This window comes from Oceanobacillus profundus, assembly GCF_003515705.1.
GTDB lineage: Bacteria > Bacillota > Bacilli > Bacillales > Amphibacillaceae > Oceanobacillus > Oceanobacillus profundus.
Genome location: NZ_QWEH01000002.1, coordinates 443,839 through 458,193, shown reverse-complemented (window position 1 = coordinate 458,193; position 14,355 = coordinate 443,839). Strand labels below are relative to the sequence as shown.

The 14,355-nt window shown below is 38.4% G+C and carries 14 protein-coding genes and 1 riboswitch; of the genes, 5 read left to right on the top strand and 9 right to left on the bottom strand.

What is annotated here, in order from left to right; genetic code table 11:
• Positions 1–36: 36 nt before the first annotated feature.
• Both D1B32_RS05440 and D1B32_RS05435 read right to left on the bottom strand, forming a co-directional pair.
• The gene (locus D1B32_RS05440; RefSeq protein WP_095309139.1) at positions 37–474 is read right to left on the bottom strand and encodes a DUF1801 domain-containing protein; all 438 of its coding nucleotides are present in this window, start codon (positions 472–474) and stop codon (positions 37–39) included.
• Complete coding sequence (locus D1B32_RS05435) at positions 467–1,489, bottom strand: tetraprenyl-beta-curcumene synthase family protein (protein WP_095309284.1); 1,023 nt, start codon at positions 1,487–1,489, stop codon at positions 467–469. Before D1B32_RS05435 ends, D1B32_RS05440 begins: the two co-directional genes overlap by 8 nt.
• A gap of 152 nt (positions 1,490–1,641) precedes the next feature.
• Between D1B32_RS05435 and D1B32_RS05430 the strand changes: the two genes are divergently transcribed.
• Complete coding sequence (locus tag D1B32_RS05430) at positions 1,642–2,163, top strand: gamma carbonic anhydrase (RefSeq protein ID WP_095309141.1); 522 nt, start codon at positions 1,642–1,644, stop codon at positions 2,161–2,163.
• Positions 2,164–2,205: 42 nt separating this feature from the next.
• Here D1B32_RS05430 and D1B32_RS05425 read toward each other — a convergent pair whose 3' ends face one another.
• Together D1B32_RS05425 and metK are read right to left on the bottom strand one after the other, a co-directional pair.
• Positions 2,206–2,646 (bottom strand): DUF4181 domain-containing protein, encoded by a 441-nt coding sequence (locus D1B32_RS05425; protein ID WP_158586209.1) that lies wholly within the window; start codon positions 2,644–2,646, stop codon positions 2,206–2,208.
• A gap of 101 nt (positions 2,647–2,747) precedes the next feature.
• A complete protein-coding gene (gene metK, locus D1B32_RS05420; protein WP_118888821.1) occupies positions 2,748–3,944 on the bottom strand; it encodes a methionine adenosyltransferase in 1,197 nt (398 codons plus the stop codon).
• Between the two features lie 207 nt (positions 3,945–4,151).
• Positions 4,152–4,260, bottom strand: a riboswitch (SAM riboswitch).
• Between the two features lie 198 nt (positions 4,261–4,458).
• On the opposite strand from metK, the gene pckA reads away from it, so the two are divergent.
• From pckA to D1B32_RS05400, 4 genes are all read left to right on the top strand, one after another.
• Complete coding sequence (gene pckA / locus D1B32_RS05415; protein WP_118888820.1) at positions 4,459–6,045, top strand: phosphoenolpyruvate carboxykinase (ATP); 1,587 nt, start codon at positions 4,459–4,461, stop codon at positions 6,043–6,045.
• Positions 6,046–6,432: 387 nt separating this feature from the next.
• Positions 6,433–7,422: an ABC transporter substrate-binding protein gene (locus D1B32_RS05410; RefSeq protein ID WP_118888819.1), complete on the top strand. Its 990-nt coding sequence runs from the start codon at positions 6,433–6,435 to the stop codon at positions 7,420–7,422.
• A gap of 13 nt (positions 7,423–7,435) precedes the next feature.
• Complete coding sequence (locus D1B32_RS05405; RefSeq protein WP_118888818.1) at positions 7,436–8,233, top strand: ABC transporter ATP-binding protein; 798 nt, start codon at positions 7,436–7,438, stop codon at positions 8,231–8,233.
• Entirely contained in the window at positions 8,226–9,026 is an 801-nt protein-coding gene (locus tag D1B32_RS05400; protein WP_118888817.1) for an ABC transporter permease, read from the top strand. The genes D1B32_RS05405 and D1B32_RS05400 overlap by 8 nt, the downstream gene beginning before the upstream one ends.
• Positions 9,027–9,220: 194 nt before the next feature.
• On the opposite strand, the gene ytkD is transcribed toward D1B32_RS05400, so the two are convergent.
• The 5 genes from ytkD to D1B32_RS05375 form a co-directional block, all read right to left on the bottom strand.
• Entirely contained in the window at positions 9,221–9,694 is a 474-nt protein-coding gene (gene ytkD / locus D1B32_RS05395; RefSeq protein WP_095309155.1) for an RNA deprotection pyrophosphohydrolase, read from the bottom strand.
• A 286-nt stretch (positions 9,695–9,980) separates the two neighbouring features.
• Positions 9,981–10,541 (bottom strand): hypothetical protein, encoded by a 561-nt coding sequence (locus tag D1B32_RS05390; protein WP_095309157.1) that lies wholly within the window; start codon positions 10,539–10,541, stop codon positions 9,981–9,983.
• 154 nt (positions 10,542–10,695) lie between these two features.
• A complete protein-coding gene (locus D1B32_RS05385) occupies positions 10,696–11,016 on the bottom strand; it encodes a hydrolase (RefSeq protein WP_118888816.1) in 321 nt (106 codons plus the stop codon).
• Positions 11,017–11,111: 95 nt separating this feature from the next.
• Positions 11,112–12,725: a mechanosensitive ion channel gene (locus D1B32_RS05380; protein WP_118888815.1), complete on the bottom strand. Its 1,614-nt coding sequence runs from the start codon at positions 12,723–12,725 to the stop codon at positions 11,112–11,114.
• A 79-nt stretch (positions 12,726–12,804) separates the two neighbouring features.
• Positions 12,805–14,244, bottom strand: coding sequence for an o-succinylbenzoate--CoA ligase (locus D1B32_RS05375; RefSeq protein WP_118888814.1), 1,440 nt, complete (start codon positions 14,242–14,244; stop codon positions 12,805–12,807).
• Positions 14,245–14,355: the final 111 nt, after the last annotated feature.

Here is a 14,355-nt window from a genome sequence, read left to right as displayed (position 1 = left end):
CGATTATTCTCTGACTTGGTAATTCCCTTCTTTATGTTACGCATCTTCCCCTGCTTCATTTGGATATTTCTCCTGTAAAAACTCCACAGATTGATTGATCAATGCTTTCAAAACATCCACATTAATATCAGCAAGTTTATTAATATACACACAAGCTTTTCCGGTTGTATGCTTTCCGAAATCTGTCAGCAGATCCTCTCTTCTGTCATCACCGGCTGCAAAATATAAACTATGCTTTGCCCTGCGTGGCGAGAATCCGACTAATGGCGCATCTCCTTCATGACCAGATGCATATTTATAATGATAGGAACCAAATCCAATAATGGTTGTTCCCCACATTTTAGCCGGATATCCAGTTGTTTCTGTAAAAATTTCAAGCAGCTTATAAGCATCCTCTCGCTTTTTGGCATTGTCAATATCCTCAATAAATGCCACAACATCTCGATCATTTTCTTTCATTTTTTGCTCATACATCTTTCATTTCCCCTCTCTTTCCCTCTGCTTTATAATACATACGAATATTCCAATTAAACATTTTAGCAGTAACTCCTCCGGCTTGCAGCAAAGCCTTTCGCATTTTATCACTATATGGAATTGTTTTTACTTTTTTATCACCTAAGTATAGGCCAATTAAGCCTTGATGGATCATTTCATGAAATTTCCGATCTGGCAAACCGCGTACATCTGTTTTTGTCTGTTTAATAAAATAAAGGAAACGCTCTTTCATTTTATTCCAATCCTCATAATAACTACAAAAGTTAAGATCTCCTTCGTCACGATCCTCTTGTTGATCAATATAGTAATCAAGCAAGATATGCAGCCCCTGCATGTAAGGAAAATAGCCATCATAAATAGCTTGCGCTGTATTTGATTTGAGTTTTCCGCCAAGTCCGTAAGATACAAGACAAAAAATTCCCAAGGTTGAACCACTCGCAGCAGAAAATTCATACCATGAGAGATTTTCATTCGTATCTTTATTTTTTTCAAACCATGACGTTAACCGTGGAATTCTTTCTCTTAACTGTACATGCTTATGAACCTGTAAATCTGCGTATAATCCTTGGAGTTTGAGAAGCTGATTCTGGATTTGTTCAAAGGATGCTACATCTCTTAATGTTTCTTGACATGTTTGAACTAACTCCGCAAGATAGCCTCCATCAGCTTGATCATCTCGCAGTTCATAATAATTTTTCATTGGATTCATAGGCGTTAAAGCATCCTTCATCGCTTCATGCAACATACGGAAATCCTTAGGATCAAGCGAAGTGCTTCGATCACAAAGATTATCCAAATAATCACTAATTGTTTGATACGCAACAATAAAACGAACTGCTTTTTTCTCTCTTTCTCCAGCAAGCAGTGCATAAACACTTCCACCTTGACAGTGAAATCGTTTATCTTTTATGCTAGCAAGAGCTTGGGTGCGCAACTCATCATTCGGTATCTGCTCTGCTCTACGCTTCCAGTAATTCATTTCCTCATCAACCATTGGAAAGATTCGTTTAAACACGATTCTTAGTAATGTAATCGCATTTTTTGGTACCTTTGTCAATCTATTTCCTCCATTCCAATTGATGAAATTTGCTATACTAATTATAGCATCATATACAATAGGAAAACAAAAAACAAGGGGTTGTAAACATGATTGAGCCTTACAAAAATATTTATCCAACCATTCACGAAACTGCTTTTATTGCAAAAGATGCTGTAATAAATGGAGACGTTACGATTGATGAGGAATCTAGTGTTTGGTTTAAAGCAATTATCCGCGGTGATGTTGCGCCAACTCGAATTGGGAAACGGGTTAACATCCAGGATTTTTGTATGCTGCATCAAAGCCCAAATAAGACACTTCTCATTGAAGATGATGTCACAATCGGTCATCAAGTTACCTTACACTCTGCTATCGTTCGGAAAAATGCCTTAATTGGAATGGGATCGATTATCTTGGATGGTGCGGAAATCGGAGAAAATGCATTCGTTGGTGCAGGAAGTCTTGTGCCACCCGGAAAGAAAGTACCTCCTAACACGTTAGTGATGGGGAGACCGGCAAAGGTTGTACGCGAGCTATCTGAAAAAGATTATGCGGAAATGGAACGGGTTCGTACATCTTATGTAGAAAAAGGTAAATATTATAAGGAAAATACAAATATGGGACATTAATCAGTTAGGGGCTTGAAATAATAGATCAAGCTCCTCTGTTTATCACCCTAAAAGACCAAAGAACCCAGACCTCAACGCTACAATGACAAGTGTGGAAATAAATATAACTTGACTGAGCGTAAATAGATAATCATTTTTCCCTTCTAGGTATTTCCACTCCATGTATGCTCGAAACAATTCCTGTATACCAGTGAAGATCATGCCAAGTAAAAATAAATACAGCGTAACATCAGAACTCGAGGAAATAGTTGTATAAATGAAATAAAATCCAGCACCTATGTATGCAATGACAGCTATTAATCGTAACCTTTTATCATACTTTTCATGTATATCGTTCACATAATTATTAGAAAACCATTTTGGACGCTTCACGTGCAATAATATTCTCATGATCGAATTAAATATAAAAATAATAAGTGAAAGCACACCTATTAATATGACAATATCCAGTAGTAGACCACTATTATCTTCATAATAGTACATGAGCATTCCTCTCTTTCTAGATTATAAATCGTATGCTAGCCCAAACTCCATCAGCTAAACAAAAAGCTGCACAACTCAATAAGAGCTGTACAGCTATAATATTATTTTGTCAATGCGATTAACTCATCAACTTTATCTGTTTTTTCCCATGAAAATGCAACATCCGTTCTACCAAAATGACCATATGCTGCTGTGTTTTTAAATATTGGCTGACGAAGGTCGAGCATCCGAATAATTCCTGCTGGGCGAAGATCGAATAATTTACGAACCGCAGCTACAAGTGTTTCCTCGCTTACCTTTCCAGTACCAAATGTATTAATCGCAATGGATACAGGCTCTGCTACACCAATTGCATACGCCAATTGAACCTCACATGACTTCGCAAGACCTGCAGCAACGATGTTTTTTGCAACATAGCGAGCTGCATATGCAGCAGAGCGATCTACTTTCGTTGCATCCTTTCCACTAAATGCTCCACCGCCATGTCGTGCATACCCACCGTATGTGTCTACGATGATTTTACGACCAGTAAGTCCTACATCCCCCTGTGGTCCCCCAATTACAAAACGACCAGTTGGGTTAATGAAATACTTTGTGTTTTCATCCAAGAGATCAGTAGGTACAACGGCACGAACCACATGCTCAATCATATCTTTTTCAATTTGTTCAGTAGTGGTATCTTGGTGATGCTGTGTAGATATAACGATTGTGTCGATTCCGATAGGCTGATCATTTTCATCATATTCTACAGTAACCTGTGTTTTCCCATCCGGGCGCAGGTAATCTACAATTTTTTCTTTTCTTACATCAGCAAGGCGCTTCGCTAATTTATGCGCTAATGAAATCGGTAGTGGCATAAGCTCTTCGGTTTCATCACAAGCAAAACCAAACATTAACCCTTGATCTCCAGCACCTATTGCATCAATTTCATCCTCGCTCATTTTTCCTTGGCGTGCTTCTAGTGCGGTGTCAACACCGCCAGCAATATCTGCTGACTGCTCATCAATTGCCGTCATTACAGCACATGTTTCCGAGTCAAAACCATATTTAGCTCGAGTATAGCCAATTCCTTTTATCGTTTCTCTTACAATAGCAGGAATATCTACATATGTGCTTGTCGAAATTTCCCCCGCTACTAACACTAATCCAGTTGTTACAGTTGTTTCACACGCAACTCGTGCATTCGGATCCTTTTTTAAAATTTCATCTAGGATAGCATCTGAAATTTGGTCTGACATTTTGTCTGGATGACCTTCTGTTACTGATTCTGAAGTAAATAAACGTCGATTTACAGCCATTAGGCTAAACTCTCCTTTATTGTATGTTACGGAACTCTAATTTAAATGTTCTACATATATTATTCAAAGTACCTTCAAAAGGTAAAACTTTTCCCACTGACCAGGTCAATCGCTTTTCTATGAATATCATTTTATATATAACTTCTCTATAAAAAACAAAAAAGCCTTTCCTTCAAAGACATGAGGAAAGGGTATACTGGCCTTTCGCTCTTATTGTTCAAGGAAGTGTTCCTTGCATCAGGTTAGCACCAATTCACATCATGTGATGGTTGCTGGGTTTCATCGGGTCTGTCCCTCCACCAACTCTGAATAAGAGTATCCGTTCAACCTTTAGATTAACGAAAGTAGCTGTAGGTGTCAACTATTTTCGGATGGTGGGCTATTATATATTTTTTATAATTTATTTTTAAATAGTATGGACTAATAATATAAATGTGTTATACTAATAAGCATCTTAAGAAAATAAAAGTTGTCATAAACGTATAAAATCCTTAAAAAGGCAGGAGATAATGACATGAAAACGGTGGAGAGATCATTAATTAAAGAGTTAAATGAACACAATAATATGCATATTAATTTGTCGGTAGCACAATTAGTAGAAAAAATTTTACGTTATCAAGAAGGAAGTCTTACTTCTACGGGTGCAATTCGAGCAACTACTGGAAAATATACTGGGCGTTCTCCCGAAGATAAATTTATTGTAAAAGATGAGGTTTGTGCAGATTTTGTTGACTGGGGAAAGGTAAACCGTCCAATCGAAGAAAAAGTATTTGATAATCTTTACAGAAAAGTAATAGATTATTTAAAAGAAAAAGATGAACTTTATCAGTTTCAAGGGTTTGCTGGTGCGGATAAAAATTATCGCCTGCCAATTCAAGTCATCAATGAATATGCATGGCATAATCTTTTCTCACGTCAATTGTTTATCACGCCAACAGATGAAGAGTTAGAAAATCACCAAGCAGAGTTTACTGTTGTTTCTGCTCCAAATTTCAAAGCAGATCCAGCTGTCGATGGAACAAATTCGGAAACATTTATCTTAATCTCCTTTAAGAAACGTGTTGTTTTAATTGGAGGTACTGAATATGCCGGTGAAATAAAAAAATCTATCTTCTCAGTGATGAACTACTTGCTGCCAAAGCGAGATGTTTTGTCCATGCATTGCTCAGCAAATGTTGGTCTAGAAGGTGATGTAGCCCTGTTCTTCGGCCTTTCCGGCACAGGAAAAACAACATTATCCGCTGATCCTTACCGCCGTCTAATTGGAGATGATGAGCATGGCTGGAGCCCGAATGGCGTGTTCAATATTGAAGGTGGATGCTATGCAAAATGTATTAACCTATCGGAGGAAAAAGAACCCCAAATTTTCAATGCCATTCGCTATGGTTCTGTACTCGAAAATGTCGTTTTAAATGAAAAATCACGAATTCCTGATTATGATGATACGACATTAACAGAGAATACGCGTGCTGCATACCCGCTTGAGAATATTGATAACATTGTGTCACCAAGCGTTGCTGGCCATCCAAATACAATCATCTTTTTAACAGCAGATGCTTCTGGGACACTGCCGCCAATCAGTAAATTAACGAAAGAGCAAGCAATGTATCATTTCCTAAGCGGCTATACGAGCAAACTTGCAGGTACAGAGCGCGGAGTAACAGAACCGCAAGCAACTTTCTCAGCATGCTTTGGTTCTCCTTTTCTACCTTTGGCACCAGCAAAATATGCTGAAATGCTAGGTGAAAAAATTGATATGTACAATTCAAATGTGTTCTTAGTTAATACTGGCTGGACTGGCGGATCTTACGGTGTTGGAAACCGTATGAAGCTATCCTATACGCGTGCAATGATTCACTCTGCTCTAGAAGGCGAGCTGAATTCAATGGAAACTGTAAAAGATGAAATTTTCGGATTAGAAATTCCAATGCATGTTCCAGGAGTTCCAGATGAAGTACTCATTCCGAAAAAAACATGGAATGATCAAACAGCATATGAGGAGACGGCAAAATCACTAGCATTAAAATTCCATGAGAATTTCAAGAAATTCAATAATGCAAGTGATCCAATTAAAGAAGCCGGCCCGGTTTACCAAGGGTAATAATTCTGTTTACTCATCCCAAAAGGATTTTATTTATATGAGTGGAGTCAGTATCAGCATCATGCTGATAGCCAGCCTGTTTTTATGGGCTGGCTTTTTATGTTCCTCCCTCCAATTTTTACTTATAACCGATAGATCGATTTCCCCCTTTGACTATCGGATTTTTGCTCCATTTTACACACGCTATTCTATTGCCCAGGTTATTAGTCCAGACCCATGCACTAAGGCTCTGTAACCTTAAATTCCCGCACCACTATACTTAAATCTGCAGTTTCAAAACCTTTACTATTCCCTCTCGCCCTCACCTCAACTAGGCATTCACACATTTTCCAGTTTCGCATAAACTGTGTTGATAAATGATCACGTATTCTGAAAGGAACGAAACGCATGAGAAAAATTAAATTGATTGCTGTTGTAACAGTTGTTTTCCTCATTTTCCTTTCTGCTTGTAATTCAGCGCAGACAACTAAAATCAGCTTAGCAGAGGTCACTCGCTCCCTCTTTTATGCACCACAATATGTAGCGCTCGAGAAAGGTTTTTTTGAGGAAGAAGGACTGGAGGTAGAACTTCAGACAACATGGGGTGGAGATACGACAATGACGGCACTTCTTTCTGGTGGAGCGGATATCGCGCTCGTCGGATCGGAGACTTCCATCTATGTGTATGCACAGGACTCTAAAGATTATGCGATTAACTTTGCACAGTTAACCCAGACAGACGGGACATTTTTAGTGGCAAAGGAGCCACAACCTGATTTTGAGTGGGAAGATTTAGAGGGTAGTAACTTTTTAGGACAGCGTGTTGGCGGGATGCCACAGATGGTTGGTGAATTTGTATTAAAGAATCATGGCATTGATCCACATGCGGATTTAGATCTCGTACAGAATATTGATTTTGCCAATATCCCTGGAGCATTTTCATCTGGTGATTATGAGTATGTCCAGCTATTTGAACCGACCGCTAGTATTTTAGAGAAAGAAGGTCAGGGACATATTGTTGCATCCTTTGGAGAAGAATCCGGTACAGTTCCATACACGGTATTCATGACGAAACAGAGCTTCATGGAAGAAAATGACGAGGCAGTTGAGAAATTCACCCGTGCGATTTATAAAGCTCAAGACTGGGTCGCGGAAAACAGTGCAGAAGAAATTGCTGAAGTTATTGAGCCTTATTTTGAAGACACAGATCTGGATATGCTTGCTGCATCGATTGATCGTTATAAAAGCCAGGATTCCTTCGCGGTCGATCCAATTTTAGATGAAGAAGAATGGGAAAATTTAAAATCAATTATGGATGAAGCTGGTGAGCTTCCAGCAGATGTTCCATACACTGATTTAGTGAACACAGATTACGCTGAAAGAGTTATGTCTGATTAAAGGAGGAGATTTTGTGTCATTTCTGACGTTGGACCATGTCTCCCATCATTACTTTTCTAAAGAAAGCTATACAAAAGCAATTGACAACATTTCCATAGCGGTTAAAGAAGGTGAGTTTATTTCCCTGCTTGGTCCGAGTGGCTGTGGTAAATCCACGCTCTTATCCATTATTGCAGGGATTATCCAACAAACAGAAGGTACGGTTTCACTTCAAGGGAAATCAACTGCCGAATCTGAGATGGAAATTGGCTATATGCTTCAGCAGGATTATTTATTCCCATGGAAAACAATCCTGGATAATGTCTTACTTGGACCGAAAGTCAATCATACGCTGTCAGATGAACTGAAGAAAAAGGCGATTCAGCTATTAAAAGAGGTTGGACTGAAGGATGTTGAGATGAAATATCCGAGTGAGCTTTCTGGGGGAATGCGTCAACGTGTAGCATTAGTCCGCACTCTGATTAATAATCCAAAGATTCTGTTGCTTGACGAACCATTTTCTGCACTGGACTACCAGACAAAGCTTAACTTAGAGGATTTAGTTTCCGATTTGTTAAAAAGCTATCATAAAACAGCGATACTCGTTACCCATGATATTGGCGAAGCAATTGCAATGAGTGATCGAATCTTTATGATGAATGCCAATCCTGGATCCATCGCAAAAACTTATGAAGTTCCAATCGAGCTTCGCAATGAAGTACCATTTCTAGTAAGAAGACATCCAAAATATCAACTTATCTTTGATAAAATATGGGATGCTCTTGAATCAAAAGAATCACAGCAAAAGGTGGTGGATATTCCAGATGAATGATCACCACTTATTTGAAAATTACAAACGTGGATTAAAACGAGAGAAAAAGATAGTGCTCTTTTGGCAGCTTACCATTCTCCTTTCATTTTTCTCACTTTGGGAAATTGCTAGTCGCCTGTACTGGATTGATCCGCTTCTTTTCAGTTCACCAAGCAGCGTATTTGAATTACTTGTCACACGATTTGCAAATGGTTCGATTTTCAATCACTTACAAGTAACCTTGTTTGAAACCATTCTCGGGTTTATTATAGGGACAATAGGTGGAATTCTCATTGCAATCTCACTATGGTCATCTGCACGATTTGCTAAAATTATGGGTCCCTATCTCGTCGTACTAAATGCAATGCCTAAGGTTGCATTGGGACCAATCCTCATTGTTGCACTTGGTCCTGGTTATTTATCCATTATTGCAATGGGATTTATTATTTCTGTTATTGTCACTACACTCGTCGTCTACTCTGCATTTAACGAAGTGGATCCAAATTATGAGAAAGTGCTCCGAAGCTTTGGAGCAACAAGATGGCAATGTTTTAAGGAAGCAATTTTTCCAGCGGCAATGCCAGCAATGATTTCTACCCTTAAAGTAAATGTGGGACTTTCTTGGGTAGGTGTTATTGTTGGGGAATATCTTGTTTCCAAGCAAGGACTTGGCTATTTGATTATTTACGGATTCCAAGTATTTGATTTCACCCTTGTTATGTCAAGTCTCGTTATTATTGCGATACTGGCAGCTATTATGTATAAGGTTGTGGAGAATTTAGAGCGATGGTTAATTCGCAATCGAAACACATAGCAAGTTTTGCTGTGTGTTTCTTATTTTTCGGAAAACTTGACGTTCGTTAAAGGGATTCTTAGAAAGTGTATTTTGCTTTCTAAGAATCCCTTTATATTTTGGCGTGCAAAGCTTTAGGCGAATGTCTTAGTTGCACTAATGCAGATAAGATCTGCCTATAAAAAGAAGATCAAACCATCAGATTTAATCTTCTTTTACTTGACTTTATGATGTTTCAAATAATCCATACAGTTTTCCAGTACGCCATCCTTCATTATAAAACTATATTTCTTCATTTGCTTTACTCTATTCGGGATAAATTTTAACAAAACTGGCCCTTCTGTTTCATAGTAGGTTTCTTGCTTTTTAAGCTCGTCCACAATCGCATAATAGACATTTTTTACGACAATATCTTTCCGACCATTCACCTTATATTGACCAATATAGCTTATCTCCTGAACTTTACCACCAGTTTCTTCCCTTACTTCTCGAATAGCAGCATCACACGCTGTTTCTCCTTCTTCTACCTTTCCACCCGGGAATTCCAATCCTCGTTCCCGATGCTTCGTCAGCAACCAATTTCCCTTGTATTTACAAATTACCCACACATGCTTAGGCTCCTGAGAAAAAGGATGATCGTCAAAGGAAAGCTTCACTTCATTGTTGTAGTAGTCTCTAAATGTTATCAAGTCATTCAACTGCCTTCTATTGTACGAAGTTCAAAAGTCCGGTAAAAATGACACATCGAGAACAGAGGACTCTCGACTAAAAACCGACACGTTCTGTGTTGTGTCGAACGCTGAAGTCAAAACATCCTGTGTAAGCCCGGTACGGATACTTCGTCTCCTCGAATTTCGAGGCATAGGATGTGCTAGCGCCAGCATTGCAACACAGCTTTTCAATGGGGCGAGTAATTACAGTCCCAAGACGAGACTATACCCGACCCCGGTCTTTTTATCCTTCTTTTGAACACGTTTATACGTAAAACTGATGATAGTTAACATCTGTTATTTTCCAACCGTTATCATAGGTAAATTCAAACTCCACCTTATAATCACCATAAAGTTCTGTTGTGTTCTCCTGTATAACCTTAACGGTCGAAGCATCTACTGGTATCATATCATAATCATTTTCTTCTATAAACCATGGTGGTGTTTCAGTTGGTAAAATATACATCCCATCCGATTCTTCCAAGTAATAAAATTCAACATAGTCTTGGGCTACTTCTTTTGTAGTAACTTGCTCAAATGCCCCTAATAACTCATCTTTTGTCTGGAACCCGATAACTCTATAATCGTTATCCACATCTTGAACGAGAATATCCATAAATGTATTGGTCAGCGAAACGACATTCTCATGTGTTAAGGTCGGTTCCTGCTGGGCAATAGGTTTCTCCTTCATTTGATAGGATATCATTTTCTGTTGGTTTTCAGCATTTACATGCTCTACTTCTATTGGATTACCGAACATAATAATACATGTAAGGATTGCAATGGTTAAGCTCCACTTTAATACGCTATGCCGCTTTTTTCTCATATAAAAAGCCTCCCTGTTTTATGAATAGATAAGTTATGAAAAAATGTTTCGTGGTAAACTATTCCTTTTTTTCAAGAGGCCTAAACACATTTATTGGATTGTTCAAAAAATCTGTTGAAAAGGACACTTTTTAAAATTATATTCCATTGCTTGTCTACATATGATTATCTCCTAAAACTCCCATTCCTTCAATATGAGAGCGGCTTTGTTCATCTCCAAGCTTATAAATCATTTCAAAAACCTTTGTCATGCTATCATCATAAGCGTCATTCGATTTATCATTGTGATAAAGCATGATTGGTACATGTGCACGTACATACGTATCCAATCCAGCCTTATCCATATTATCTAGCTTTGCTCGCAGCATTGTTACTTCCTCTGTTGTAGCATAAATTGTATAGTCATCATTATTCCCATAACGTACTTGTGAAATTTCACCTGCTGGTATACATACATAATACTTTTGTTTTTCCATAAGACACCTCCTACCATTAATTTGTCTCATCTAAAGAAAATTAAACAAAAAAAGAACATCTCCAATACGTGCAGATGTTCTCTTCGAAATCCAGCTTATGGTCGCTCCGGATCGGCGTCATCAATCGTTCCTTCTGTATATTTTGTTGGATTAACTTCTGTATCTACGATGTCATCCTCTGCTTGACGATTGCTTTTTTCTTTTACAATCGTTTCATCAATAGTTTTATCAAACTTGCGCAAGTACTTAGCAGCAAAGTCTTTTCCCCCTAAACCAAATGCAAGTCCGAATGCCAACGCAAGGCCACCAAGAATAAGGATAAACGCTGCATTCACAATCGCTGAGGCAATCCCTAATTGTGTTAATGCCATAAATCCTGCGAGCACAAGAATCGAATACTTCGCAAACGCAGCAAGCAGGTTAGCAGCTGGACCATCAAGTAGATTAACCAGCACTTTTTGAACGATGTTCGCTAAGATAACCGAAACACCTAATACGAGAACTGCTGCAAGCACATTCGGTAAATACGCTGTTATTGCTGCTGCAATTCCCACTAGGAAATGAAGCTCTATCAGATTTAGTGCTTGGACCGTTAAGAAAAAGACAATTAAAATTTGTACGATATACCCTGCAATTGCTGAAGGTGTCATTCTGTTGTCAGAAATGCTTTTTCCACCAATATGCAGTTGTGAAGCTAGCCGGTTGAAACCTAGACGTTGTAAGTAATTTTCAACAAATCCACCAATTAGTTTTCCTAACCAGATACCTACAAGAATGAGGGCAATGGCTATCAATATACTCGGAATCATCGTCATAACCGTATGCAGCATAGCAATTGCTGGGTCCGTAATACCTCTTAGCTCTAATTGTTCCAATGCAGCAATCGCAATTGGAATCATAATGACAATAAATACGACTTGCCCTACAAATGCTGCAAAGCTTGTTCCTTCAAAAAGCCTGGAAAGTTTTAAACGATTCATTAGCTTCTCTGAACCAACAGCTAGAAAGAGATTTGTAACAATGTTTTTCACTATTTTTGCGACAAACCAACCAACAGCAAAAATAATTGCAGCAGCAACTAACTTTGGAATGAATACAAGAATGGAAGATAGCAGCCCACTAAACGGCTCTGCAACTCCTTGAATATTTAGTGCATCCAGTACACCTGGAATGAAAAGTAATAGTAATAAGTAAAAGGCAATATTGCCGAGTGTATCTATATATTTTTTAATTTCCGATTCTGTTTTTGCGATTTTCAACTTGAAAAACAGATGCTGCAAGTTAAGCTTTTTACTGCCCTGAACAATAAGCCATCTAGCAATGCTAGCAATAATCCACGCAAACAGAAGAATTAACGCTGCAGCTAAAACTGCTGGGATTATACTCAGGAACGTGGATATCAAGTCAGAAAGTGGATTTGCAATCATATTCAGATTAAGCACATTAAAGAACAAGATAAATACAATCAAGAGAAGTATGTAATATACGACTTTCCCAATTACCTTCTCTGATTTTATTTCTTTATCACTCATACGAAACTTATGAATTAATTTATCGTCCCAATCGGTTTTGGAACATGCTTTTTCAACGGCATTTCCGATTGCTTTAGCAATAAGCCAACCGACCAGCAATATAATAAGAGCTACAACAAAATTTTGAAAACCCTGCATAAAGCTTGATGTAACATACTGATCCATAAAGTTATCCATAAAACAAATGCTCCCTTCCAGAATTTAATAATATATACCATAAGGGAGCAATCTTTAAACCTAATCTTTTATTAGTAAATTAATGGTTTAACTTGTTACGTACTAGTTTATTGCTTGCATTCCTTGGGAGATCATTGACAAAATAAAACTCCTTCGGTTGCTTATATTTAGCTAGACGTGTTTGGAGGTATTCTTTAATTTCTTCAATAGTTACATCCATCTCTTTCACGATAAAAGCAATCGGGACCTGTCCCCACTTGTCGTCCGATTTTCCAGTAACACCGGCTTCTTTAATTTGCTTCATCCCACTTAAAACACCTTCAATTTCCGAGGGGTAAATATTTTCCCCACCCGAAATAATTAAGTCCTTTCTACGATCCACGACATATAAATAGCCGTCTTCATCTAAATAGCCTAAATCACCTGTCGCTAGCCATCCCGCTTGAAACGATTCTTCATTTGCAGATTGCTTATGATAATATCCTTTGGTCACCATTGGACCTTTTACAAGAATCTCCCCAATTGAATCATCTGCTTGTGTTTCAATTTTAAGCTGGGCTGGAAATAATGCCTTCCCTGCAGAACCGAGCTTTTCCAGAGCATCCGTTGGACTCAGTGTAACGATTTGGGAAGCCGTTTCCGTCATGCCATAAGACTGAAAAACTGGCACGTTTTTTTCCTTTGCTCGCTCTAATAAAGCTTTTGGCGCTGGACCACCACCAAGCAGTATACAACGTAATTCCTTCGGATAGCTTGCTTTGCCAAGCACATCGAGGAGTCGTTGAACCATCATTGTAACGACCGAAACAATTGTCACACCCTTTTCCATTAATGCGTAGTGAACTGCCTTCACATCAAATTTTTCTAGTAAGTAAATCGGCATCCCGTATATTACACTCTTTATCGAGGTTGATAAACCACTCACATGAAAAATCGGCAGTGGAATTAACCATTTATCACGCTTGTCAAGGCCAAGATTTAGAGCAGAGCCCATTGCACTCCACCAATGATTCCCATATGTATGTACAACACCTTTCGGAAACCCGGTCGTTCCTGATGTATACATAATTGTAAAAATAGCATCTAAATTCAGTTCGGTCTCTAATATCGCCTTCTTCTCTGGCAATACATCAATATCGGAAAAGGAATGGATTTTTTCTACTTGCAGCATGGAAGCTTGCTCTTTTAACGAATCTGCTGTTAAAAGGAAAGTAGCATTTGCATCCTTCAGCTGATAATTTAATTCATCATTCGTCAGTCTTGTATTGAGTAGAACACCAACTGCACCAAGATAGCTTAATGCATGAATCGCATTCAACATCGGAATTTGATTCGTGGACAGGATCCCAACATGACTTCCTTTTTCAATTCCAAGATATGTTAATTTTCGAGCAAAACGCTGACTGCTTTCTCTTAGCTCATTAAATGTAACCATCGTACCGTCGTTCATTTCAATTGCTGGATGGTCTGGTGATAAGTCTGCTTGTTTCGTTAACCAATGCGGAATCGTATCCGTCATTTTTCATTCTCCTTAACTACATTATTTCAGCATGTTTCGCTCTCTGAACAACCTCTATCACATAAAGTGAAAAACCTTTGCCATTAGAAGCAAAGGTTTTGTACGATTAAA

Coding starts and splice junctions, on each gene's coding strand:
- D1B32_RS05410 (WP_118888819.1), top strand. CDS start 6,433: ATGAGAAAAATTAAATTGATTGCTGTTGTAACAGTTGTTTTCCTCATT.
- D1B32_RS05385 (WP_118888816.1), bottom strand. CDS start 11,016: ATGGAAAAACAAAAGTATTATGTATGTATACCAGCAGGTGAAATTTCA.
- D1B32_RS05375 (WP_118888814.1), bottom strand. CDS start 14,244: ATGACGGATACGATTCCGCATTGGTTAACGAAACAAGCAGACTTATCA.
- metK (WP_118888821.1), bottom strand. CDS start 3,944: ATGGCTGTAAATCGACGTTTATTTACTTCAGAATCAGTAACAGAAGGT.
- D1B32_RS05380 (WP_118888815.1), bottom strand. CDS start 12,725: ATGGATAACTTTATGGATCAGTATGTTACATCAAGCTTTATGCAGGGT.
- D1B32_RS05400 (WP_118888817.1), top strand. CDS start 8,226: ATGAATGATCACCACTTATTTGAAAATTACAAACGTGGATTAAAACGA.
- D1B32_RS05440 (WP_095309139.1), bottom strand. CDS start 474: ATGTATGAGCAAAAAATGAAAGAAAATGATCGAGATGTTGTGGCATTT.
- D1B32_RS05435 (WP_095309284.1), bottom strand. CDS start 1,489: ATGGTTGATGAGGAAATGAATTACTGGAAGCGTAGAGCAGAGCAGATA.
- pckA (WP_118888820.1), top strand. CDS start 4,459: ATGAAAACGGTGGAGAGATCATTAATTAAAGAGTTAAATGAACACAAT.
- D1B32_RS05430 (WP_095309141.1), top strand. CDS start 1,642: ATGATTGAGCCTTACAAAAATATTTATCCAACCATTCACGAAACTGCT.
- D1B32_RS05390 (WP_095309157.1), bottom strand. CDS start 10,541: ATGAGAAAAAAGCGGCATAGCGTATTAAAGTGGAGCTTAACCATTGCA.
- D1B32_RS05425 (WP_158586209.1), bottom strand. CDS start 2,646: ATGTACTATTATGAAGATAATAGTGGTCTACTACTGGATATTGTCATA.